The following is a 23241-nucleotide window of genomic DNA, read 5'->3' on the forward strand; positions in this document are numbered from 1 at the left end:
CGGGAACCCCGGCAGCGGCGATCGAGTGCCGTTGGCAGGCAGTGTCACTCACCGATTTGGACAGTCGAGGGCAGAGGGGCGCGGGCCCGCATGTGCACATGCGCCGCCGTCGGCCGCGCGCCAGAGTGAGAGAGGCGGCCTTCGAAGAAAGGCGGACGGAACCGTGACCGACAGGGATGGACTGGACACGTATCGTGGCAAACGGCACTTCGACCGGACCCGCGAACCGCAGGGCGGGCAGTCCTCCTCCGGTGACATGCCGTGCTTCGTGGTGCAGATCCACGACGCCAGCACCCTGCACTTCGATTTCCGGCTGGAGGTCGACGGCGTGCTGAAGTCGTGGTCCGTGCCGAAGGGCCCGTCCACGGACCCGCAGGACAAGCGGCTGGCGATGCCCACCGAGGACCACCCGCTGGAATACCGGGAGTTCGAAGGAGTCATCGCGGAAGGGGAGTACGGAGCAGGTGCCGTGATCGTCTGGGACGAGGGCAGCTACCGCCCGCTCCCGGGGAAGAAGCGACGTGGCCGCACGTTCGGCGAGGCACTGGACAGCGGCCATGCGTCCTTCTGGCTCGAGGGCAGCAAGCTGCACGGCGGCTATGCGCTCACCCGGTTCCGCGGCGGCGGCTCAGGGGGTCGGGAAGCCTGGCTGCTGGTCAAGGAGAGCGACGAGCGGGCCGGAGCGCGTGGCACCCCCGACGCCCGCCGGGCCCGGTCCGTCCGCACCGGCCGGACCCTGAAGCGCGTCGCCGAGGAGGAGTCCGGGGGCGGAGGGGGCGGCGATGAGTGAGGCCGGTGAGCTGCTGGCGTCGCTGCCCCCGGCCGAACGGGCGCTGCTGGGCGACGCCCCGGCCGGTGACGGGTACGCGGTGCGCCCGATGCTGGCCGTGCTCAGCGACCGCCGGGAGTTCGATGGCGGCTGGATATTCGAACGTAAACTTGATGGAGTGCGGGCGCTCGGCAGCCGCGAACCCGACCGCACCCGGCTGCTGTCCCGCACCGGCCGCGACGTCAGCTCCAGCTACCCGGAGATCGTCGACGCCCTCGGTCGCCAGCGGTGCCGGGACTTCATCGTCGACGGCGAGATCGTCGCCTTCGCGCACGGTCGCACCGACTTCGCCCGCCTCCAGCAGCGGATGCAGCTCACCGACCCCGACCGGGCCCGCGCCAGCGGCGTCGCCGTGACGTACTACGTCTTCGACCTGCTGCGGCTGAACGGCCGCGACCTCACCCGGCTGCCGTTGCGCACCCGCAAGTCCCTGCTGCGCCGGGCGCTCGACTTCCGGCAGCCGCTGCGCTTCACCCCGCACCGCAACCACGGCGGCGCCCGCGAGCTGGACGAGGCGTGCGCCCGCGGCTGGGAGGGGCTGATCGCCAAGCGGGCCGCGAGCCGCTACCTGCCGCGCCGCTCCTCGGACTGGCTCAAACTCAAATGCGCGCGGGGCCAGGAGTTCGTCATCGGCGGTTTCACCGAACCGGCCGGCAGCAGGACCGGCTTCGGCGCCCTGCTCCTCGGCCACTACGAAGACGGCAGCCTGCGTTACGCGGGAAAGGTCGGCACAGGATTCGACCAGGAGACCTTGCGCCGGCTTCGCACCCTGCTCGACGCCCGCCGATGCGAACACTCCCCGTTCGACGGACCGGTTCGTGAGCGTGGCGCCCACTGGGTTCGACCCGAACTCGTCGCCCAGATCGGCTTCACCGAGTGGACCCGTGACGGCATGCTGCGCCATCCGCGGTTCCTCGGCCTGCGCGACGACAAGCGGCCCGAGGACGTGGTCCGCGAACGTCCGGCCCCGAGCTGACCGGGGGCCCGCATGTCCACAGCCGCACTCATCGTGATCGACATGCTCAACTCCTACGAACACGAGGACGCTGAACTGCTACTGCCCTCGGTGCGCGAGGCCCTTCCGCACCTCACCTCGCTGATCGAACGCGCCCGGCGGAGCGATACCGAGGTCATTTACGTCAACGACAACTTCGGGCTGTGGCGCTCGCACCATGACGAGCTTTTGGACACCGTCCTCAGCAGCCCGCACGCGGACCTGGTGGAGCCGCTCCGGCCGGATGAGAACTCCCTGTTCGTGGTCAAGGCGCGGCACTCGATCTTCTACCAGACGCCCCTGGAATATCTGCTGCGCCAGCACGGCATCGACACGATCGTGCTCTGCGGCCAGGTCACCGAACAATGCGTGCTCTACTCGGCGCTCGACGCCCATATCCGGCACATCGGCGTCACCGTCGTCGAGGACGCCTGTGCGCACATCCACCGGGATCTCGCGGAAGCCGCCCTACGCATGATGGAACGCAATATGCAGGCCCGAATCGTCAACTCCACTGTCGAGGAGCTCTTTTGAGCGGGACGGCCGACTCCGTTGTCGAGCCGTAGCTCCCGTTGTGCTCCGGCCCCTCTGGCCGGGGCACTCGCTGTCTTCCCGGCGCTCCGCTGCCGCTGCCGCTGGGATGCGATCACCGCCGATCGGTCGTGCCATGGAGAGACGGGACCTGGCACGTCCGGGTGGAGGAGGTGCGGTCCATGGCACGCCCGGTGTGGAGTGGTTCACTGACCTTCGGGCTGGTCACGCTGCCGGTGCGGCTGTACACGGCGACGGACAGCCATACCGTCCGCTTCCACCGGATCCAGCGCGGCACCGCCGACCGCATCCGCAATGAGCGGGTCAACGAGCGCACCGGCGAAGAGGTCACCGCCGACGACATAGTCAAAGGCCTGGACGCCGGGGACAGTTATGTCTTGGTGGAGCCGGAGGAGTTGGAGGACATTGCTCCTGGACGGTCCAGGGCGCTGGAGATCAGTGGCTTCGTCGACCTGGCGCAGGTGAGGCCGGTCTTCTTCGACCGGGCGTACTACCTGGGCCCCCGCGGAAAGGAGCAAGCCAAGGTTTACGCGCTGCTGCAGAAGGCGCTCGACCGGGCCGGGAAGGCCGGGATCGCCACGTTCGTCATGCGCAACCGGGAGTATCTGGTCGCGGTCGGGGCCGAGGGCGACATTCCAAGAGCAAGGGCGAGGCGGTGGAGAAGGAAGAAGCGGCCCCGGAATCCACGAATGTCGTCGATCTGATGGACGTGCTCCATGCCAGCCTCGACAAGGCACGAGACAAGCGAAAGGCGACGAAGGGCGGCAAGCGCAGCACTCCGTCCTCGGACTTGTCACGACGCAGCAAGTCGGAACTCTACGAACTCGCCGGCGAGGCCGGCATACACGGCCGTTCGTCGATGAATCGGGATGACCTCATCAAGGCTCTCTCCGCGTGATTCCGCCGTTCGCCTCCCCAGATGCCGGAGGTCGCCCCGGACTGAGCACCGGATCACGCCGCACGAGCTGCAGGGCGACGGCATCGCATCACGGCGACGCGACCGAAGGTGGCGTCTCGACCGACTCTCGCGCTCGGCCCACGAGCACCCTCTCGGCGTCCCGAAGGAGACGGAACTCATGAACGCGGACCGCAGAGCCGCTCTGTTCGACATGGACGGCACCCTCGTGGACAGTACCTACTGCAAGCAAACCCGCCCCTGACCTAGTTGAACAGGCGCTTGCCAAGGCCGGCACCGAGCCCGGGCGGGCGGTGTTCGTGGGAGACACGTCTGGGACATGAAGGCCGGTGTCCGGGTCGGAGTGCCGTGCGTGGGAGTACTCAGCGGCGGCTACTGCCGCCACGAGTTGATCGAGGCCGGAGCACAGGAGTCACGAGGGACCGGGTGAACTGCTGAGGCGACTGGACTCGTCGCCACTCAGGTGAAGAATGACCAGCGGCCGTCGTGATGACCACCGTCGCTCCCCGGACTCCGGCACCGGACCTGAGTGGGACGGCGTGCCGGCGCCTCCACGGTCAGTTCTCACCGCCGGGGTGGAGGACGACTTTCGTCCAGCCGTCGTCCCGGGCGTCGAAGTGTTCGTAGGCGGTCGGGGCTTCGTCGAGGTTCAGCTCATGTGACACCACAAAGCTGGGTTCGGCCCTACCCAGGGCGATCATGTCGCGCAGGGCACGGTTGTAGCGCTTGACGGGGGCCTGGCCGGTGCCGATCTGCTGTCCCTTGAACCACATCGTGCCGAAGTTGATGGGGATCTTTCCCTGCGCTTCGAGTTCGTTCTGTGCTCTCTCGCCCCCAGGGTCCTCGGGCAGAAACACCCCCACGACTCCGAGATGGCCCGTGAAGCGCACGGCGTCGATCAAGCCATTCATGGTCAGGCTGGCGTCTTCGTGTCCCTGTGGGTCGTGTGCCTGATACCCCACGCACTCGCAACCGTTGTCCGCGCCCAGCCCGTTGGTGGCGTCCTTGACCACGTCGGGCGGCTCGTCCTTCGTCATGTCGATCGGGACCGCCCCGATTTCCTCGGCGACACGCAGCCGGTCGGGGTGGTGGTCGGCCACCCATACCCGGGCGGCTCCCTTGAGAAGCGCGGAGTAGGCCGCCATCAGCCCGACGGGGCCCGCACCGTAGACGATGGTCTGGTCCCCGGGTTTGACATGGGCCATTTCGGTGGCGTGGTAGCCGGTGGGGAAGATGTCGGCCAGCATCACATAGTCGACCTGACGCTCGGCCGCGTCCTCTCCCAGACGCAGGGCGTTGAAGTCGCCGTACGGCACGCGCAGTAGCTCGGCCTGTCCGCCCTGGTAGGTCCCCATCTCGGCGAACCCGTAGGCGGCGCCTGCCATGCCGGGCTCCGGCTGCATCGTCAGGCAGTAGTTGGTGTAGCCCCGCTCGCACTGCTGGCAGAAGCCGCACGCGATGTTGAACGGCAGGACCACCCAGTCACCCGTCCTGACCTCGCTGACCGCGGGGCCGACCTCGACGACCTTGCCCAAGTTCTCGTGGCCGAGCGTGCGCCCGGTCTCGAAGGAGGTGCGCCCCTCGTACATGTGCAGGTCGGAGCCGCAGATGTTGGTGGTGGTGATCTTGACGATGATGTCGCAGGGGTGCTCGATCTTCGCGTCCGGTACGTCTTTGACCGTGACCGTCCGCGGCCCTTCATATACCGCTGCCTTCATGATGGTCCCTTCCGGTTCCCGGTCGCGGCCGGTTCCTGTGAGGTGGGCCGGGAGGCGACCGGAGGTAGGAGTCTCTTCGGGTTTCGGAAGGCGTCAGGGGTTCTGCGGATACACGCCGTGTGTGCCTTGTAGCCCCTGGTGCCGCTCGGCCGGCGGGAACGCCCCTATGTGTCGGTGTCCCGCATGCCCTTTTCCTCGGTTTCCGGGTGCGAGCACTTCCGCTCCTTCGGCATGTCGCCTCCCGGCCCGAGGGCATCACAGCGTGTGCCGCGCCGGTGCGTCACGTCACTTGGCCGGCCTCCGGCCTCGCGCCGCCTACTTCCAGCCTGCGGACCTGCCGGAGCATCCGCATCCCGACCGGACGACGGAACGTCCCGTGCCGAAAGCTTGGTCTTCCGCCCCATCCCAGCGCTCAGTGGCCTGGACGGCGCTTCCGGGAGACAGCGCTGCCGCCGCTGTCGCACATGGACCGCCTCCCGCGCGCCGTACGCACCGGCGCCCATGGGAATCAGTGAGACGACCGGCCCGCCAGGATGTAGTGCTCAGGCAGGCGCGCCCCGTCGAGATGCGCCCGTGGGAGGCCGGGGGGCCGTGCTGTGCGTGTCGGCCTCGGCGGTCACCGGGGGTGCGGTGCTATGGGCCGGCGGCCGGGTATTCCTCGGGCTCGGCCGACGCGGAGAGTGCGGGCGGTCGGTGCCAGTTTCACCAGGCACGGGCAACGCGGCGCTGCGTCATGTCTCGTCCTCCAGGCGGACGACCTTTCTGAGGTCCTCGGCGGCTTGGCCGCCTTTCGTCCCGTGCTCTTCCAGCAGGGCGGCCGCCAAGGCATCCAGCTTCCGCTGGATGGCGTGTTCCGCGCGCAGCTCGGAGTTCTTCAGCAGCGCCAGGAGCAGGAGGGTGACCGCGGTCATGACATCGCCGGCCAGCACCTGCCACTCGACCGACAGATGCGCGAGGTGGACGGCCACGAAGAGGGTGACCAGAGCCAGGCAGATGACGAAGAAGGCGGGGGAGCTGGTGAAGAGCGAAGCCTTCTCGGCGAACTCGGCGAATCGTCCCCGCTTCTCGCCGCCTCGGTCAGCGGGGTGGCGAACCGTCATGGCTGCCGCCAGAGCCCTTCAGTTCATGCGGAGTGCGCCGTTGTTCTGTTCGGGTGAGTTCCTCGGTCTCCTGGCTCTCCACGATGTCGCCGACCGGCCCGCCCTCCGGCAGGCGCGGCTGCTCCTCGGGTCGGGGCGGACCGGGCTCACGGGCTTTGAGCCGCCGCCCCCATGCGAAGGCCGCGAGCAGCACGGCGACCAGGGCAACGCCCGCAATGACGAGCAATACACCGCTTGTCCCGTGGGGGGCGGCCAGTTGTCCGGGCAGGGGCAGATGGGATGAGGCCATGGTCATAGTCTCCATCCGGGCCGGTTACCCGACGAGGTGAAAGCTACGCGTACCGGGCAGACCCACCCTTCCCGGCGGCGCCGGTCGTGCCGCATGGTCGAACCACATCAGCCTGGCTTCCTGGCTTCCTGGCGAGCGGCATGGCGCCGCCCAGGGCCAAATCGCAGCCAACCGGCTGCGGTCTCGTGGCGGGGCACGCACCTGCGCCGAGTCCATCCGGACGGTGATCGCGTCGTCGCCGACCAGTCGGCTCGGCTGGTCGGTTCTCCTTGGATGATGTGGGAGCGGGCCGGCGTACGCGAGCGCACTCCCTGTGGGCAACCGACCGGCCTGGAGCGGTCGGTCGGTCGCCCACGGGAGGCGGTTGGCGCTTCCCCCGTTACAGCGCCAACCAGACCGCCTCGTCCGCCCCCAGCCGGCCGTCCTCGAGGTGCCCGCTCGCCAGCAGCACCGAGTCGTGCTCCGGGAGCGCGTACGGCTCGGAGGAGAGGTTGACGACGCAGGCGAAGCCCGGCTCGCGGGTGAAGGCGAGCACTCCGGCCGGGGTGTCAAGCCAGGTCAGGCCGGAGTCGCCGAGCGCGGCATGGTCGCGGCGCAGGTGCAGGGCGCGTCGGTAGAGCTCCAGCATGGACGTCTCGTCGCCGGTCTGTGCCTCGACGCTGAGCGCGTGCCAGTACGCCGGCTGGGGCAGCCAGGGCGCCGCGGTGGCATCGTTGGGGCTGAACCCGAACGGTGCCTTCTGCCCGGCCCACGGGATCGGCACCCGGCAGCCGTCCCGGCCGTGGTCGGTGTGTCCCGAGCGCTCCCAGATGGGGTCCTGCAACACCTCCTCGGGCAGGTCCTCGACCTCCGGGAGCCCGAGTTCCTCGCCCTGGTAGACGTAAGCGCCGCCCGGGAGGGCGAGCATCAGCAGGGCGGCGGCGCGGGCGCACCGGGTGCCGAGTTCGAGGTCGAGGGGGCCTTCGGGCCGGTAGGGCGTATTGGCGATCCACTTCTTGACCACCCTGCGGCCGAAGCGGCTGGGGTGGCGTACGACGTCGTGGTTGGAGAGCACCCAGGTGGCAGGGGCACCGACGGAGCCGAGGGTGTCGAGCGAACTGTCGATGACCTCACGCAGCGCCGTGGGATCCCAACTGGTCATCAGGAAGTCGAAGTTGAAGGCCGTGTGCAGGCCGTCCTGCCGTACGTAGCGGGCGAGCCGCTCGGGGGTGGGCGCCCAGGCCTCGGCGACGAACTTGCGGTCGCCGGGGAACTCGTCGGCCACCCGGCGCCACGCACGGTAGATCTCGTGCACCTCGTCGCGGTCCCAGTGCGGGTGGTCGACGGGCTCCTGGGCGCCCGCGTCCGGGAGGGGCGGCAGGTCGGGCAGGTCGGGGTGCTTGATCAGACCGTGTGCCACGTCGATACGGAATCCGTCGACGCCCCGGCTGAACCAGAACCGCAGAATGTCCTCGAACTCGGCGCGTACCTCCGGGTTCTCCCAGTTGAGGTCCGGCTGCTCGGGGGCGAACAGATGCAGATACCACTGTCCGTCGGGCAGCCGCTCCCAGGCCGGACCGCCGAAGACGGACTTCCAGTCGTTGGGCGGCTCGGCGCCGTCGGGGCCGCGTCCGTCCCGGAATACATAGCGCTCGCGCTCCGGGCTACCGGGCCCGGCAGCCAGCGCAGCCTGGAACCAGACGTGCTGGTCGGAGGTGTGGTTGGGCACGATGTCGGGGATGACGCGGAGGCCGTACTGATGCGCCTCCTTGATGAGCTCCTCGGCCTCCGCGACGCTGCCGAACAGCGGGTCGATCTCCCTGAAGTCCGCCACGTCATATCCGTGGTCGGCCATCGGCGACTTGTACCAGGGGTTGATCCAAATGGCGTCGACGCCAAGGGACTTGAGATAGGGCAGGCGCGAGCGGATGCCTGCGATGTCACCGATCCCGTCGCCGTTCGCGTCGGCGAAGCTGCGGATGTAGACCTGGTAGATGACGGCGCTGCGCCACCAGGGTGCGGTGCTGGACATGGTCGTGCGTACTCCTTGAACAACGGGGCGTGCGGTAAAAGCGGGGCGTGCGGGCAAGGGGAAGGGGGCTACTTCGCCGCGCCGGCGGTGAGGCCGGCGACGATCCGGCGCTGGAAGACCAGCACCATGATCACCAGCGGAATGGTGACGAGGACGCCGGCGGCCATCTGGCTGCCGAACGGCGTCTCGAACTGGGTGGCCCCGGAGAACTTGGAGATCGCCACGGGTGCGGTCTGCATCTCCGCTTTGTTCGTCATCGACAGGGCGATCAGGAACTCGTTCCAGGCCGCGATGAAGGTGATGATCGCGGTGGTGAAGATGCCGGGCGCGGCCAGCGGGATGATGACCTTGCGGAAGGCCTGGCCGCGGGTGCAGCCGTCGACCATGGCCGCATGCTCCAGCTCGTGGGGCATCTGCCGGAAGAACGCGGTGAGGTTCCACACCGCGAGCGGCAGGGTGAAGGACATGCTGGGCACGATCATCGACTGGTAGGTGTTGATCCAGCCGAAGTCGACGAACATCTTCAGCAGCGGGACCATGATCGACACTACCGGGAACATCGAGGTGGCGATGATCAGAGTGAGCACCAGCCGTTTGAGCCGGAACTCCAGCCGCGCCATCGCATAGGCAGTGAAGGTGGCGAGGATCAGCGCCAGGACGGTGGTGATGCCGGCCACGACGACGCTGTTGAGCAAGGCGCGCGTGAAGGACTCGGAGGGGTCGAGGACCGCGAGGTAGTTCTCGAACGAAATCCGGGTAGGGAACAGCGAGTTGTCGAAGATGTCGGACGTACGGCGCAGACTGGAAACCAGCATCCAGTAGAACGGTGCCAGGCAGTAGGCGACGACCGCGGCGACTCCCGCGTACAGCAGCCACTTGCGCCAGTTCAGCGACTTCGTCATGCCGCCACCTCCGTACGCCGACGCGGCAGCCACCGGCTGCGCTTCGGGCCCGCGTCGTCGTCCCCGACGACATTGGCACCGAGCAGCCGGACGAAGGCCAGCGCTATCAGGAAGACATAGATGAAGAGGATCACCGCATAGGCCGCGGCGGGCCCGAACCGTACATTCGCGGCCTGGTCCTGGGCGAGCATCGACAGCGTCTCCACGGACGTCTTCTGCGCACCGATGAGGATGTACGGCAGGTCGAACATGCGCAGCGCGTCGAGCGTCCGGAAGAGCACGGCCACCAGCAGGGCGGGCTTCACCAGGGGCAGGGTGACGTGCCGGAACTGGCGCAGCGCACTCGCCCCGTCGATCCTGGCCGCTTCGTAGACCGATTTGTCGATCACCTGGAGACCCGCCAGCACCAGCAGACCGATGAACGGCGCGGTCTTCCATACGTCGGCGATGATGACCGCGACCTTGGCGTGGAAGCCCTCGGTCGTCCACAGCACATGCTGACCGGTGACGGCATTGGCGATGCCGTCACTGTTGAAGATCCAGCGCCACAGCAGACCGCTGACGGCGGTGGGTACTGCCCACGGCACCAGGATGCTGGCCCGGACCAGGGCCCGGCCCTGAAAGGCGCGGTGCATGATCAGCGCCATCGCCACCCCGATCACGGTTTCCAGCGCGACCGTGGTGACGGTGAGAAAGGTGGTGTTCCAGAACGCGTTCCAGAACCGGGCGCCTGCCGCCCCGAAGATCGCGGTGTAGTTCTCGGCTCCCACGAACGGATCGGTGTCCCGGACGAATCCGGTCTTCGGGTCGAGTCCCGGGGTGCCGAACAGCGAGTCCTTGAGGGCCACGATCGTCGGGTAGAGAACCACGATCATCAGCACCAGCAGCGTCGGGGAGATCAGCAGGGCCGCGAGCCGACCGGACCCTGAGGTCGCCTTGCGCTGTCGTCTCGGGGGCTTGGCCGGTACGGACAGCGGGGCCCGTGGCGCTGCCGTGGTGTGTGTTGTCGCCATGACGTACTCCTCGTTCGCTCAGTCCGCCGCGGGCTGCTGCTGAAGGGTCTTCTGGAGGTCCTTCAGCGCCTGCGCACTGCTCTTGCTGCCGGTCAGGGCGGCAAAGGCCTCCTGCTGGATCGCCGCGGTGACATCGCCGTACTGGAACACCCGGGGCCGCGGCACGGCGCGCAGGACCGACTTCTTGAGGGTCGGGAGGTACGGATACTGCTTGATCAGCTTCGGGTCGTTGTAGAGCGCGTGGTAGGTCGGAGCGCCCGGTGCGCGGGACAGCGTGAACCGCTGGATCTCCTGGCTGGCGAAGAACTTCATGAAGTCGATCGCCGTGGCCTTGTTCTCGGCGGAGGCCGACAGGGCCATGTTGTGGCCACCGAGGCTGGAGGTGCCGGGGCCGTCGAGGCCGGGCAGCGGCGCGGCGGAGAACTTGCCGGCGACCTTGCTGGAGCCGTCCTTCTTGGACGCCAGGGCATACATGTACGGCCAGTTCCGCAGGAAGACGAGCTTCCCGGACTGGAAGGCGCGCCGCCCGTCCTCCTCCAAGTAAGTGAGGGCGTCCTTGGGGATCGTGCCGTCCTTGAAGGAGTCGACCAGGAAGTCCAGGCCCTTCCTCGCCCGGGGGCTGTCCAGGTGCGGCCGGCCCTTGGCGTCGGTGACGACGCCGCCGGCGGAGTTCACGGCCTCGGCCACGTTGACCGTCAGGCCCTCGTACTTCTGGAACTGCCCGGCGTAACAGGACATGCCCTTCGCCTCGGGCAGCTTCTTCACCTTGGCACAGTCCGCCTTCATCTCGGCCCAGGTGACCGGCGGCCGGGCGATACCGGCCTTCTTGAGCAGATCGGTGCGGTAGTAGAGCATCCCGCCGTCCGAACTCATCGGGACGGCGTACAGACCGTCGCGGTACTCTCCGGTCTTCACGATCGGCTTCAGCATCTGCCGCAGCGCGAAACGGTCCTCCGGCAGCCGGTCGACCCACCGGTGCGCGGCGAACTCCGAGGTCCACACGGCGTCGAGGGACAGCACCGTATAGGCATCGGATTTCGTCTGCGCGTTCTGGATCATCTGCTGACGCTGCGCGTCGGGGTCCGTCGGCAGCTGGATGAAGGTGACCTTTTCCTTCGGGTGCAGCTTGTTCCAGCGGTCGAGCACGTGCTGGATGACGCCACTGGTGTCCTTGCCGGCGACGTACGTGATGGGGCCGCGCCCTTCGAAGGAGGGCTTGCCGCCCGTGACGGTGCCGGAGACGCTGCCGCCGCAGGCCGCGACGGACGCCAGCCCGGCGAGAGCCGCGCCCGCGCTCAGTGCTCTGGTGGTCCTGGTTTTCAACTCTGTCTCTCCTGGTCGAGCGGTATGGAATCTCTCCTGGCCGAGTGGGACGAAGCGGTCTGCCGGTCACCACGGCAGCGGACGTCCGGGCGGGCGGCATCGTTGGAATGTGACGGGATGCAAGAGAGCCATGAAGGCATGGCGAATATGTCGCGATTGCGCTGCCATCCCCACTGATCGCGACAAAGTCGCAGGTCAAAGCATCGGAGGTTCGCTCCGCCTGAATTGCTTCAACCACTTCATGACAGCGCTGCCAAGCTAGGCAGACGCACAGGGGAAGTCAATGCGTTACGTCGCGGTAATCCGCAGGTCATTCGGGTGCACCATGCAGCTTTTACAGGGGAGATGGCGTGACAGGTCAACGCGCACCGGGATGACAGCGCTGTCATATCGCCCTCGTGAAGGTGTGCTCGCTGTGCTACCGTCCGCTCATGCCTCCAGCTCAACGGCACCCCACGATGGCCGATGTCGCCGAGCGGGCCGGGGTCTCCGCTTCCACCGTTTCGCGCACGCTGCGCGGTCTGTCGACGGTCTCGCCGCACGTCCGTGCGCGCGTCGAGCAGGCGGCCCGCGAGCTGAATTTCGCGGTCTCCCGGCAGGCCGCCAGCCTCGTCACCGGCAAAACCGGCGTGGTCGCCGTGCTCACTCCGACACTCACGTCCTGGTTCATCGGCTCGGCGGTCTCCACACTCGGGCCGCGGCTGCGCGCGGCGGGCATGGACCTGCTCGTCTACGTCACCTCGGAGATGAGCGAGCGCGCCGACTTCTTCGAGCGGCTGCCGGCCCGACGGAACGCCGATGCGCTGCTGGTCTTCTGCTTCGACCTCACTGAGGAGGAGACCGCGCGGCTCGACGACCTCCAGATGCCGGTGATCTACGTCAGCCAGCACGCCGAGGGCAGCCCGAGCGTGTATGTCGACGATGTGGCCGGGGCGCGCCGCGGCACCCAGCATCTGCTCAACCTCGGACACCGCCGTATCGCCTTCGTCCAGTCGGTCGGCGCCAGCGGATTCGCCTTCAGCTCCAACGAGCGGCTCATCGGCTACCAGCAGGCGCTCACCGAGGCGGGTGTCCCCCTGGACGACGATCTCGTGGTCGCCGCCCCCGTCGCCGACAAGCGCAGCATCGTGGAAGCCGTCGGTGAGCTGCTCAGCCTGCGGGATGCGCCCACCGCGATCTTCGCCGAACAGGACGAGCTCGCCGCCTCCGTCATCTGGACGCTGCGCAAGACCCGTATCGACGTCCCGGAACGGATGTCCGTCCTCGGCTTTGACGACCACCCGATCGCCGAGTGGTCCGATCTCACCACGATCGCCCAGTCTCCCGAGGACATCGGCCGCGCCGCCGGCGAACTGGCCCGCTCCCTCCTCAACGACCCGGACGCCGACCCGGCGCGGCACATCGTCCTGCCCACCCAGCTGATCCCCCGGGGCAGTACGGTCCCGCTGCCGGGCGGCGGGGAGACGGGCGGCGGCGCGGGAGAGCCCGGGGCTTAGGTCGTGTCCTGGTGCCGCATCAGTCCATGTGTGTCCCTTGGTCTTGCCGGCGACAGTGGCTGCTGATTGGGGCCAACGCGGTACCCCGAACCCTGGCGCCCGAGACCGCCGGTACCGCGAGACGGGAGACGGAAGCCATGGTGCAGGACCGCAAAATCCGTCAACATCGCTTCTGGCTCCGGGAGTTGTGTACGGCGTGCGACAGGACGAGTGCTGGGACGTGGCAGCGAGGACCTCACCGGACTCACCGTCGTGCGGGTGCGCGGACCCAACTCCGCCTGCCCGTAAGGGCAAAGCCATCCGAGAGCACGGCCGTGTCAACTGCTGGAGGATTCATCTGAGCGAACGCGCTCCACGGTCAGGCAGGCCTCGACGCATCGGCCGTTGTCGTGCCGACGGGTCTCCACCGTGGTCGCGAGCAGGCTGACGATGTGCATGCCACGACCGTGTTCGTCCGGATCGTGATCGACGGAAGGCTCCCGGTGGGGGCACGCGCCTCCGTGGTCGTCGACGGCGATGCGGAGCAGCCCCGGGTCAAGGATGAGCTGCAGCGTCATGTCGCTGGACCCGTGCCGAGCCGCGTTGGCGGCCAGTTCTCCCGCGACGAGCATCGCGTTGTCGTGCTCGTCACTGGACAGGCGCCATTGGGTGACCGTGGTGGACGCGAAACGGCGGGCGCTGCCCACCCACTCCTCCTGTGCGGGCACAGCGATGAGCGCACGCCGCTGCGTGGGCCGCGGTGTGACGGCCGCGAAGGGGAGGCGGTTGAAGTGGGCGGATGAGCGAGGGGCGGCGTGCGGGGGCGCTGCGAGTGTGGGCATGGGTGTCGTGCCTGACGTTCGGATGGACGGCGAGGGGCTTGCTGCGGTGCGGCCGCCATCGGGCGGTGGTCATCGGACGGCGATCTCGGCCCATGTGGGGTGCCTGCCGGGTGTGGCTCTGGCTCGACCTGGTGGTGATCAAGGTTTGAGCGCAGGGCTCTCACTTCTGGGTCCGGACAACGCTTGCTGGCAATGCGAGCAAAATGCGTATTTATTTGACTTCTCCTTCAGGTTGCGCCCCGACTTTGAAAGAAGTCAAGACAGCGCTGCCAAGATTTTTTCTCAGGCCCTCGCATCTGCTCACGACAGCATCAGTGCAGCTAGATGGCGTATGTTCCGCTGATTCGTCGGCTACATCCAGACGGTGCGTCCCGAAAAAATGGTCTCGTGAGACCTGCAAAGACAGCGCTCTCGTGGTTGCTTTGCATGAGCCCCTTGATTTGACTCTGCGTTGGGAAGCTGTCTCTTCACGTGACGTTTCTCGGGTGTGGGAAGCCTGATGACCGAGAGGAATGGCCCTCGGGCTGGACGTTCCGGCATGGGATTCGACAGGGGTCGCGGTGATCGGTGCGGCGGGCGCCACAGGGGTCTGGCAAGTGGGCCGGCGTGCTACGTTCGATCCATGGCCGGAGATCAGCGCCAGGCCACGTTGACGGATGTGGCGCGCAGGGCCGGGGTCTCGACATCGACGGTTTCGCGGGCCCTTCGCGGAGTGCCGACGGTGTCCCCGGAAGCCCGGATCCGCGTGGAACGGGCAGCCCGGGAGCTGTCGTTTGCCCTCTCCCGTAGTGCGTCGAGTCTCGTCACGGGCAAGACCCGCCGGGTCGCTGTATTGACTCCCGGCCTCCCGCGCGCCCCGTGGTTCCTCGGCACCTGCCTTACCGGCATGGCGGGAGGGCTGCGCGAAGCCGGCCTGGATCTACTGGTCTACGCCATCACCGACACGACCGAGCGGGCTGCCTTCTTCGAGCGGCTGCCGGCCCGGCGCAACGCCGATGCCGTGATGGTGGTCTCCTTCATCCTCACCGAGGAGGAGCGGGAGCGGCTCGATGAACTCGGCGTACCCGTGGTGTACGTCAGCCAGCACGCCCCTGACAGGGCCAGCGTCTACATCGATGACGTCGCGGGCGCCCGCCAGGGCATGCAGTACCTGCTGAACCTCGGGCACCGGCGCATCACCCATCTTCAGTCTGCCGCCGCGGACTCCTTCGTCTGGAGCGCGTATGACCGGCTGGTCGGCTACCGCGAGGCCCTGGAGGAAGCCGGATTGCCCTATGACGACAGTCTTGTGGTGCGCGCCGAATACAGCCGTAGCGGCATCCGGGAGGCGGTCGGCTCACTGTTGAGCTTGCCGCGGATGCCCACCGCTCTCTTCGTGGAATCCGACGACATGGCCTTTGAAGTGATGAGCATCCTGCGGTCCTGCGGTATCGAGGTACCCGGGCGGATGTCTGTCCTCGGCTTCGACGACCACCCCCTGGCAGAATCTCTCGACCTGTCCACCGTCGCCCAGTCCGCTTGGCGCACGGGATGTATCGCCGCCGAGCTTGTCTCATCGGTCCTCACGGATCCGAGCAGCGACCCAACCCGGCACATCGTGCTCCCCACCCATCTCATCCCCCGAGGGAGCACGGCCCCGCCGCCAACGGACCACCAGGCGGAGGCCCCTGCCGTGGTTCAGCAGGAACCACCGTCACCAGGCCTTACGGGAGACGGCTCCTGAGGTCCCGTCACTGTGCCCCCGGACGCGGGCGCCTCCAGCCGCTACGCAGGCGCTCCGCGAAGTGACTGACCGGGGCTCGGTGCGCGGCGCGATCTCCGCATCCCGGCCACACGGGCGCTGCGGTCTGTGGAGACGCCCCATCGCCCATCGGCCGACCGCGGAACGGCGCGCCTCTGCCCTGATCCGGTAGCGAGGCCCCTTTGGTTGCGGCCCCGACCACGCGAGCACGAGGCATGGCTCGGTGGGTACGCGCGGCCGCGTGCCCACCTCCCTCGGGACACGCAGCCAGGTGCTTGCTGGAGGGGCGAGTACTGCCTACCGTCCAGATGTGACAAAACAGACTAATGTGTCGTAGTGGCTCGCCGGACCGAGGAGTCGGCGTCGAAGGGGCGTACCGTGAGCGGCTTCCGGCGGCGAACAGCTGTGGCGGCGCTCCTGCTGGCCGTTGCGTGCGGCGGACCTGCGCCATCGGGCCGGACCGTGATCAACTGGTACACCTTTCCTGATGACTCCGGAGCTCTCCAACAGGCCGCCACCAACTGCAGCCGACGGTCGCACGGCCGCTATGTGATCGACTATCACAAGTTGCCGCGTGCCGCTGACCGGCAACGTGAGCAGTTGGTACGCAGACTTGCCGCCCACGACCCCACGTTGGACATCCTCGGTCTCGACGTGACGTGGGCGCCGGAATTCGCCGAAGCCCGCTGGGTACTGCCGTGGACCGGCGCGGTGCGGCAGCAGGCCGTCCAGGACACCTTGCCGGTGTCGCTGCGCACCGGGACCTGGCGGGGCCGCCTGTACGCCGTCCCGTCCAACGCCAACACCCAGCTGTTGTGGTACCGCACGGACCTGGTCCCCAAGCCTCCCGCGACCTGGGCGCAGATGCTGGCGATGGCTCGCCGTCTCGCGCAGCGGCACAAGCCCCACTACGTGGAAATTCAGGGCGGCCGGTACGAAGGCTTGACCATCTGGTTCAACACCTTGGTGACGAGCGCCGGGGGATCGGTGCTGAAACCCCATGCGTCCGCGCCCGCCCTCGGCGCGCCGGCGCTGACCGCGACCCGCGTCATGCGTGAACTCGCTACCTCCCCGGCCGCCGATCCGTCCCTCGCCAACCAGATGGAGGACCAGAACCGGCTCGCCATGGAGAACGGCACCGCCGCCTTCGAACTCAACTGGCCGTACGTGTATCCAGCGATGAAGGCCGACAACCCGTCCCTGTTCCGGCGTTTCAAGTGGGCACCGTACCCAAGGGTGTTCCCGGGCCGGCCCGCGCACACCACCATCGGCGGTAACGACCTGGCCGTCAGCGCCTCCTCACCGCACCCCGAGGCCGCCTTCCAGGCAGCGCTCTGCCTGCGCGACCGCGCCAACCAGAAGATGGCCGCGGTCCGGGGCGGACTACCGCCCACCTTAAGGAGTTTGTACTCCGACCCGGCGGTCATCGCCGGCTTCCCGTTCGCCCGCGAGGTACTGTCCGCCCTGGAGTCGGCCAGCCTCCGACCGCAGACTCCGGCCTACCAGAACGTCTCGATCGCGATCTCCCACACGCTCTCGCCCCCGGCCGAGATCCATCCGGTAAGCGCGGTCCGCCGTCTGAGGTTCCAGATCTCGGACGCCCTGCACTCCAGGGGGCTGATCCCTTGAGCAGACGCCAACAGTCGCATCCCCGACGCGTCGGTTCCCTGGGGGCTCGGCAGGAACAGCGGCTGGCCTGGCTGCTGTGCGCGCCGGCGGTCCTCGTCCTCCTCGCCGTGACCGCGTACCCCATCGGATACAGCGCCTACCTGTCCCTGCAACGCTACGATCTGCGGTTCCCGAAGCTGGCACACTTCATCGGCTTCAGTAACTACACAGCGGTGCTCTCCTCTCCCCTCTGGTGGCAGGCGCTCTGGGTGACCACGCTGATCACTGTCGTGTCCGTCGCGGTCGAACTCGTCCTGGGAATGCTGCTCGCCGTGGTCATACACCGGACGATCGTCGGCCGAGATGCGGTGCGCACGCTGGTTCTGATCCCGTACGGCATCGTCACCGTGGTCGCGGCCTTCTCCTGGCAGTACGCCTGGACCCCGGGTACCGGATACCTGGCAAACCTGCTGCCCGCGGGCAGCGCGCCGCTGACCCACCACTGGCAGTCCCTCGCGCTGATCATCCTGGCGGAAGTGTGGAAGACCACCCCGTTCATGGCCTTGCTGCTGCTCTCCGGGCTCGCCCTGGTGCCCGAAGAGCTGCTGCGGGCGTCGCTGGTCGACGGCGCCACGACCTGGCAGCGCTTCATCATGGTGACCCTGCCGCTCATGAAGCCGGCCATCCTGGTGGCTGTGCTGTTCCGCACCCTGGACGCGTTCCGGATCTTCGACAACATCTACGTGCTGACCTCGGGATCGAACGGAACCGGCTCGGTGTCGATCCTCGGATACGACAACCTCTTCACGGCCCTGAACCTCGGTATCGGGTCAGCGGTTTCGATCCTGATCTTCATCTGTGTCGCTGTCATCGCCTTCGTCTTCATCGCTCTGTTCGGCACTGCCGCACCCGACACGGAGGGACCACGCTGATGGCCACTGCCCGTCGCGCGCGACTCACCGGCTGGAGCCTCGCGAACCTCGTGGTCCTGCTCTACGCCCTGATTCCGGTCTGCTGGCTGGTCTCACTGTCATTCAAGGACCCCGCAGCACTCTCGGACGGCTCGTTCCTCCCCAAGAAGTGGTCGCTCGCCAACTACCGTGGCATCTTCGCGCCCGCCGAATTCACCCACGCGCTCATCAACTCGATCGGCATCGCACTGATCACCACCGTGATCGCGGTCGCACTGGGCATGATGGCCGCGTACGCCGTGGCGAGGATGCGCTTCGCCGGCAAGCGGCTCCTGCTGGGCTTCTCGCTGCTGGCGGTGATGTTCCCGCAGATCTCCCTGGTCGCACCGCTGTTCAACGTCGAGCGGCTGCTCGGAATCTTCGACACCTGGCCAGGACTGATCGTCCCCTACATGACGTTCTCACTGCCGCTGTCGATCTACATGCTCGCGGTGTTCTTCCGTGAGGTCCCCTGGGACCTGGAGAAGGCCGCGAAGGTGGACGGTGCCTCCCCGGCCCAGACGCTCCGGCTCGTCATCGCCCCCTTGGCGGCTCCCGGCATCATCACCACGGCCATCCTCGTCTTCATCGTCGCCTGGAACGACTTCCTCTTCGCCATCTCGCTGACCGCCACCACCCGAGCCCGAACCGTCCCGGCCGCCATCGCGTTCTTCACCGGCAGCTCGCTCTTCGAGCAGCCGACCGGATCGATCAGCGCCGCGGCCGTGGTGATCACCGTCCCGATCATCGTGTTCGTGCTGATCTCCCAGCGCCGGATCGTCTCCGGACTCACCGCCGGGGCCGTCAAGGGATGAACCGGCCAACGACCCGCGCGACGACTACGACGACCCGGCGCCCCCGGACACCGAGGACCGGCAGGTCAAGGACCGACACTTGAGGAGGCACCACCATGGCCCGCATCACGCTGGAGGGGCTCACCAAGCGCTACCCCGGCGGCGCATACGCAGTGCGGGACGTCGATCTCGACATCGCGGACGGCGAGTTCGTGACCCTCATCGGCCCGTCCGGGTGCGGTAAGACGACAGCCTTGAACATGATCGCCGGGCTGGAGGACATCACCTCCGGCACGGTGCGCATCAACGGGGGCATCGTCAACGACAGCCCGCCCAAGGACCGCAACATCGCGATGGTCTTCCAAAACTACGCTCTCTACCCGCACATGACCGCACGCCAGAACATGGGATTCCCGCTGCGCCTGGCCAAGGAGGACAAGGCCGCGATCAACGCCAAGGTCGAGGAGGCCGCACGCATTCTCGATCTGACCGGGCACTTGGACCGCAAGCCTGCTCAGCTCTCCGGCGGTCAGCGGCAGAGGGTGGCGATGGGACGTGCGATCGTGCGCAACCCCAGAGCTTTCCTCATGGACGAGCCGCTCTCCAACCTTGACGCGAATCTCCGTGTCCAGATGCGGGTCCAGATCGCCCGGCTGCAACGCCGACTGGGTACCACCACCGTCTACGTCACCCACGACCAGAGCGAAGCCATGACCCTCGGCGACCGCGTCGTGGTGCTGCGAGACGGGATCGTCCAGCAGATCGACACACCACAGCACCTCTACGACCACCCCCAAAACCTGTTCGTTGCGGGCTTCATCGGCGCACCCCCGATGAACCTCCTCCCCGCCGTACTCGAAGAGGACACACTGCGCACCGCGCTCGGAGCGCTGCCCCTGGACGGCCGGAAGCGGCAGGACCTGGAACGCCGTAACGCGCCGCGGAAGCTGATCGTCGGCCTGCGCCCCGAGGACTTCGAGGACGCCGCACTGACCGGCGAGCGGCGAGCTACCGGCGTGACCTTCACCGCCACGATCGACGTGCTGGAACCCCTGGGTTCCGACGTGTACGCGTACTTCACCACGGAACGCAGCCCCACCACCGCCGAACTACGGGCGCTCGCAACGGAAGCCGAACCCGCTACGGCAGGCCAACGCCCCGAGCCGATGGTCACCCGACTCAACCCGGCCACCCACGCTCGCGAAGGCCGGCCACTCCAACTGTGGCTCGACACCGCCAAAATCCGCGTCTTCGACCCCACCACCGGAATCCACCTGACCCGGCCGGGCAGGTGACCCCGCGCCCTTCGCCGCCTTCCCCCAAGCATCGGCCTTCCCAGCACCGGCATTGTCCGTGGCCGACTTGTACAGCGCTCGTGATGGAAGCCCCCGTAGACCTCGTCGGCGAAGGCTTCCCCCGAACCGGCCGCTGATCGCGACCTCGTCCGCGTGATCCGAGGTGTCGACGTCCTCTGCGGCAGGGAGCCGCAGCCCTGGAGGGGGCCGGATCGAAACGCTCGGAGCAGTCCTGGACCTCGACGAAGAACTCTCGCCGGCGCCTGCCGAATGTTGCGTGGCGATCACGGCGAGGGCGCCTCCGGGCCGCGGCGCGTCGGCGGCATTGACCCTCCGCACCGCCGGATCGTTCCACTGGAACGCCGTCGCTCGCCGAGACGATCGTGTCGAACGTGCACCGATCCAGTTGATTAAGTCAATCAACTACATTACCGTGGTGTCATGCGACCAAGCAGAGATGACGTGGCACGGCTGGCGCTCGCGGTGAACACGGTGACTGCCGGTGTGGAGCGGGCCCGGCGCAGGATTCCGGACGCAGCGTCCCTCGCCGTCCTCCAGGTACTCGGCTGGGCGGAGCGAGAGGTCCCGGACAAAGCGGTGCGCCCGTCCGACATCGCCTCCGCCCTGGAGGTGCACCGATCGGCCGTTACCCACCAACTAAGGACGCTTCAGCAGGCCGGCCACGTGACACTGACGACGGACCCGGCGGACCGCCGCTCCAGCTTTGTCGCGCTCACCGAATCCGGACGGCACGCGCTCGACCGGCTGACCGAGCAGGGCCTCGACCGCTTCACGGCCTTCCTCGCCGACTGGGACGCCGCGGACGTGCGAACCCTGGCCGACCTGCTGACCAGATTCGAGGAGTCCAAGGCGAAGGTGGGCAATCCACACCTGGACCGGTGAGCACTCGACGGAGCGCACGACCAAGTGCACACCACCACGGGGGATCGCATGACACTTCGGGTACTGATCGCCGGTGCGGGGGTGGGCGGCCTCGCCCTCGCCCAGGCGCTGCGCCAAGCCGATCTGGCCGTGACGGTCTTCGAGCGGACGCCGACGGTACGGGCCGACCGGCGGGGATACCGGATCAACATCAACCGCGTGGGCGGCGACGCCCTCGCCGCCTGCCTACCGCACGAACTGTTCCGGTTGTACCTAGCCACGTCCAACGACGAGGCGCGGGCCCGGGTCGCCGTCTTCAACCACCACATGCACCCGCTGTACGCGACCGACATCGGCGTCGACGGCACTGCCGCCCCTCGGGACCACACCGGGGTCAACCGACTGACGCTACGCCAGATCATGCTGGCCGGCCTGGAACGGGAGGTGTGCTTCGGACAGGAGGTGGTCGGCTTCGAGCAGACCCCCGACCGGGTGCGGGTCCTCCTCGCCGACGGCTCGACCGCCGAGGGCGACCTGCTGGTCGGAGCCGACGGCGTGGGCTCGGCCGTGCGTGCCGGCCTGCTGCCCCACGTACGGACCCGCGACACCGGCGTCCGCTGCCTGTGGGGGAGAACCACACTGCGCGCAGCACTGCGCGACCGGCTGCCCGCGTCACTGTTCGACCGGGTCGCGGTGGCGGTCGCCCCGCAAGGCCGCGTCGGGATCTGGGGGGCCTACCGAACCCGTCAACCGCACTTGGAAGCCGCCGCCGCGGTGACGCCGCCGGTGTCACTGGACCCAGAGCCCGACTACCTGATGTGGGTGCTCAGCGGAGAACCGTTCGTCAGCGAAGAGCAGTGGCGTACCGCGTCGCCGGCCGATCTGCACCGGTACGCGGTCGCCGCGACCACCGGATGGCACCCCGGGCTGCACCAAGCGGTGCGAGAGGCCGAACCGGAAGACTGCTTCGTCCAGAAAGTACGCGTCGCCGACCGGCCGCCCACCTGGCCGGCCGGCCGGGTCACCCTGCTCGGCGACGCGATACACCCGATGTCGCCGGCCGGCGGCACCGGCGCCAACACCGCGCTGCGCGACGCAGCCGTGCTCGCGGACAAGCTCACCGCCGTCCGGCGTCCCGCTCGGCCGGTATCGGCGGTGGCCGCGTACGAGACCGAGATGCGCCGGTACGGCTTCGCCGCAGTGGCGGAGTCGCTGCGCTACGGCGAGCGGTTCGCCCAGGCGATTCGCCATGCCGGAAAGGAGAACCATCGATGATCAGGACCCTGCGGGCCCTGCTGCCCACCCTGTCCGACCTGATCGTTCCGACCGTCGTCTACTACCTGCTGCACTGGCTCGGCGTCGCCGACGTGCCCGCGCTGATCACCGCCTGCGCGGCCACCGCAGGGTACACCGTTCCACGCATGATTCGCGGCCGGCGAGTGGACGTGCTCGGCCTGCTCGTCATCGCCGAACTGACGGCGACAGTCGTGTTGCTGGCCGTCTCGGGTGACGCCCGGCTGGCACTGCTGCGCCCCACCGTCTACCTCACCGTCGCCGCCGCCGTCTTCCTGCTCTCCTGCTGGCGCGGTCGCCCCCTCACCTACACCGGAGCCACGCCGATGGCCACCAAGGGCGAAGCGGAGCGGGCCGCGGCGTACGAGCGCAGTTGGCACAACTCCCCGCAGATGCGAGCCACCCACCGCCGGCTCACCGCCGCGATCGCCGCCGCGATGTTCGGCTACGCCATGCTGAACGTGGTGATCGTCTACTCGTATCCGGTGAGCCAGGCCGACGGCTTGCAGAAGGTGCCGGGGATCGCTCTGATCCTCGCGGTCTTGGTGATGCTCCGGTCACGCATACCGCGCCTGTCCCGCATCGTCGACGCCGAACAGCAGCGGTCCACCGATACGTCCCAGCCATCCACGGCCTTCGGCGGCAAGTTCGGGCGCTGACACCGACGAGCAAACCCCCGGCCCGACTCGAACGGGCCGAGCGGCTTGGCGCCAG

Annotated in this window: 22 protein-coding genes and 1 pseudogene; 14 read left to right on the top strand and 9 right to left on the bottom strand. The window is 68.0% G+C overall.

Annotated elements, in window-relative coordinates; all coding sequences use genetic code 11:
- Window positions 1-163 precede the first annotated feature (163 nt).
- The 5 genes from ACWGI6_RS08355 to ACWGI6_RS08375 all read left to right on the top strand — a co-directional run bounded on the left by ACWGI6_RS08355 (window position 164) and on the right by ACWGI6_RS08375 (window position 3273).
- A complete protein-coding gene (locus ACWGI6_RS08355; RefSeq protein ID WP_453266759.1) occupies window positions 164-790 on the top strand; it encodes a DNA polymerase ligase N-terminal domain-containing protein in 627 nt (208 codons plus the stop codon).
- The gene (gene ligD / locus ACWGI6_RS08360) at window positions 783-1805 is read left to right on the top strand and encodes a non-homologous end-joining DNA ligase (protein ID WP_453266760.1); all 1023 of its coding nucleotides are present in this window, start codon (window positions 783-785) and stop codon (window positions 1803-1805) included. The genes ACWGI6_RS08355 and ligD overlap by 8 nt, the downstream gene beginning before the upstream one ends.
- A gap of 12 nt (window positions 1806-1817) precedes the next feature.
- Window positions 1818-2357: a cysteine hydrolase family protein gene (locus tag ACWGI6_RS08365; protein WP_453266761.1), complete on the top strand. Its 540-nt coding sequence runs from the start codon at window positions 1818-1820 to the stop codon at window positions 2355-2357.
- 179 nt (window positions 2358-2536) lie between these two features.
- The gene (gene ku / locus ACWGI6_RS08370) at window positions 2537-3079 is read left to right on the top strand and encodes a non-homologous end joining protein Ku (protein WP_453266762.1); all 543 of its coding nucleotides are present in this window, start codon (window positions 2537-2539) and stop codon (window positions 3077-3079) included.
- Window positions 3031-3273 carry a hypothetical protein gene (locus tag ACWGI6_RS08375; RefSeq protein WP_453266763.1) on the top strand — a complete coding sequence of 81 codons (243 nt, stop codon included), beginning with the start codon at window positions 3031-3033 and terminating at the stop codon, window positions 3271-3273. Before ku ends, ACWGI6_RS08375 begins: the two co-directional genes overlap by 49 nt.
- 575 nt (window positions 3274-3848) lie before the next feature.
- Here ACWGI6_RS08375 and ACWGI6_RS08380 read toward each other — a convergent pair.
- The 7 genes from ACWGI6_RS08380 to ACWGI6_RS08410 form a co-directional block, all read right to left on the bottom strand.
- Entirely contained in the window at window positions 3849-5009 is a 1161-nt protein-coding gene (locus ACWGI6_RS08380; protein WP_453266764.1) for a glutathione-independent formaldehyde dehydrogenase, read from the bottom strand.
- A 731-nt stretch (window positions 5010-5740) separates the two neighbouring features.
- A complete protein-coding gene (locus tag ACWGI6_RS08385) occupies window positions 5741-6109 on the bottom strand; it encodes a low affinity iron permease family protein (RefSeq protein WP_453266765.1) in 369 nt (122 codons plus the stop codon).
- Window positions 6087-6398: a DUF6479 family protein gene (locus ACWGI6_RS08390; RefSeq protein WP_453266766.1), complete on the bottom strand. Its 312-nt coding sequence runs from the start codon at window positions 6396-6398 to the stop codon at window positions 6087-6089. The genes ACWGI6_RS08385 and ACWGI6_RS08390 overlap by 23 nt, the downstream gene beginning before the upstream one ends.
- Window positions 6399-6777: 379 nt before the next feature.
- Window positions 6778-8409 carry a glycoside hydrolase family 13 protein gene (locus ACWGI6_RS08395; protein ID WP_453266767.1) on the bottom strand — a complete coding sequence of 544 codons (1632 nt, stop codon included), beginning with the start codon at window positions 8407-8409 and terminating at the stop codon, window positions 6778-6780.
- A gap of 68 nt (window positions 8410-8477) precedes the next feature.
- Window positions 8478-9311, bottom strand: coding sequence for a carbohydrate ABC transporter permease (locus tag ACWGI6_RS08400; protein ID WP_453266768.1), 834 nt, complete (start codon window positions 9309-9311; stop codon window positions 8478-8480).
- Window positions 9308-10324: a carbohydrate ABC transporter permease gene (locus tag ACWGI6_RS08405; protein WP_453266769.1), complete on the bottom strand. Its 1017-nt coding sequence runs from the start codon at window positions 10322-10324 to the stop codon at window positions 9308-9310. The genes ACWGI6_RS08400 and ACWGI6_RS08405 overlap by 4 nt, the downstream gene beginning before the upstream one ends.
- 18 nt (window positions 10325-10342) lie before the next feature.
- Complete coding sequence (locus tag ACWGI6_RS08410; RefSeq protein ID WP_453266770.1) at window positions 10343-11647, bottom strand: ABC transporter substrate-binding protein; 1305 nt, start codon at window positions 11645-11647, stop codon at window positions 10343-10345.
- A 431-nt stretch (window positions 11648-12078) separates the two neighbouring features.
- On the opposite strand from ACWGI6_RS08410, the gene ACWGI6_RS08415 reads away from it, so the two are divergent.
- Complete coding sequence (locus ACWGI6_RS08415; RefSeq protein ID WP_453266771.1) at window positions 12079-13143, top strand: LacI family DNA-binding transcriptional regulator; 1065 nt, start codon at window positions 12079-12081, stop codon at window positions 13141-13143.
- A 317-nt stretch (window positions 13144-13460) separates the two neighbouring features.
- On the opposite strand, the gene ACWGI6_RS08420 is transcribed toward ACWGI6_RS08415, so the two are convergent.
- Window positions 13461-13964 (bottom strand): ATP-binding protein, encoded by a 504-nt coding sequence (locus ACWGI6_RS08420; protein WP_453266772.1) that lies wholly within the window; start codon window positions 13962-13964, stop codon window positions 13461-13463.
- A gap of 622 nt (window positions 13965-14586) precedes the next feature.
- Here ACWGI6_RS08420 and ACWGI6_RS08425 point away from each other — a divergent pair.
- The 5 genes from ACWGI6_RS08425 to ACWGI6_RS08445 all read left to right on the top strand — a co-directional run bounded on the left by ACWGI6_RS08425 (window position 14587) and on the right by ACWGI6_RS08445 (window position 20352).
- A complete protein-coding gene (locus ACWGI6_RS08425; RefSeq protein WP_453266773.1) occupies window positions 14587-15687 on the top strand; it encodes a LacI family DNA-binding transcriptional regulator in 1101 nt (366 codons plus the stop codon).
- A gap of 480 nt (window positions 15688-16167) precedes the next feature.
- Window positions 16168-17334 (top strand): ABC transporter substrate-binding protein, encoded by a 1167-nt coding sequence (locus ACWGI6_RS08430; protein ID WP_453266774.1) that lies wholly within the window; start codon window positions 16168-16170, stop codon window positions 17332-17334.
- The gene (locus ACWGI6_RS08435; RefSeq protein WP_453266775.1) at window positions 17331-18245 is read left to right on the top strand and encodes a carbohydrate ABC transporter permease; all 915 of its coding nucleotides are present in this window, start codon (window positions 17331-17333) and stop codon (window positions 18243-18245) included. The genes ACWGI6_RS08430 and ACWGI6_RS08435 overlap by 4 nt, the downstream gene beginning before the upstream one ends.
- Window positions 18245-19078 carry a carbohydrate ABC transporter permease gene (locus ACWGI6_RS08440; RefSeq protein WP_453266776.1) on the top strand — a complete coding sequence of 278 codons (834 nt, stop codon included), beginning with the start codon at window positions 18245-18247 and terminating at the stop codon, window positions 19076-19078. The genes ACWGI6_RS08435 and ACWGI6_RS08440 overlap by 1 nt, the downstream gene beginning before the upstream one ends.
- Window positions 19079-19173: 95 nt before the next feature.
- Window positions 19174-20352, top strand: a complete 1179-nt coding sequence (locus tag ACWGI6_RS08445) for an ABC transporter ATP-binding protein (RefSeq protein WP_453266777.1) — start codon at window positions 19174-19176, stop codon at window positions 20350-20352.
- A gap of 102 nt (window positions 20353-20454) precedes the next feature.
- Here the strand turns inward: ACWGI6_RS08445 and ACWGI6_RS08450 are convergent.
- Window positions 20455-20721: pseudogene (locus ACWGI6_RS08450) on the bottom strand (class I SAM-dependent methyltransferase); the annotation flags it as partial.
- A 72-nt stretch (window positions 20722-20793) separates the two neighbouring features.
- Between ACWGI6_RS08450 and ACWGI6_RS08455 the strand changes: the two are divergent.
- The 3 genes from ACWGI6_RS08455 to ACWGI6_RS08465 are packed head-to-tail and all read left to right on the top strand — an operon-like array spanning window position 20794 to window position 23186.
- Window positions 20794-21255: a MarR family winged helix-turn-helix transcriptional regulator gene (locus ACWGI6_RS08455; protein ID WP_453266778.1), complete on the top strand. Its 462-nt coding sequence runs from the start codon at window positions 20794-20796 to the stop codon at window positions 21253-21255.
- Window positions 21256-21303: 48 nt separating this feature from the next.
- Window positions 21304-22509, top strand: a complete 1206-nt coding sequence (locus ACWGI6_RS08460) for an FAD-dependent oxidoreductase (RefSeq protein ID WP_453266779.1) — start codon at window positions 21304-21306, stop codon at window positions 22507-22509.
- A complete protein-coding gene (locus tag ACWGI6_RS08465; protein WP_453266780.1) occupies window positions 22506-23186 on the top strand; it encodes a VC0807 family protein in 681 nt (226 codons plus the stop codon). The genes ACWGI6_RS08460 and ACWGI6_RS08465 overlap by 4 nt, the downstream gene beginning before the upstream one ends.
- Window positions 23187-23241: the final 55 nt, after the last annotated feature.

This window comes from Streptomyces sp. NPDC054786 (assembly GCF_053611685.1).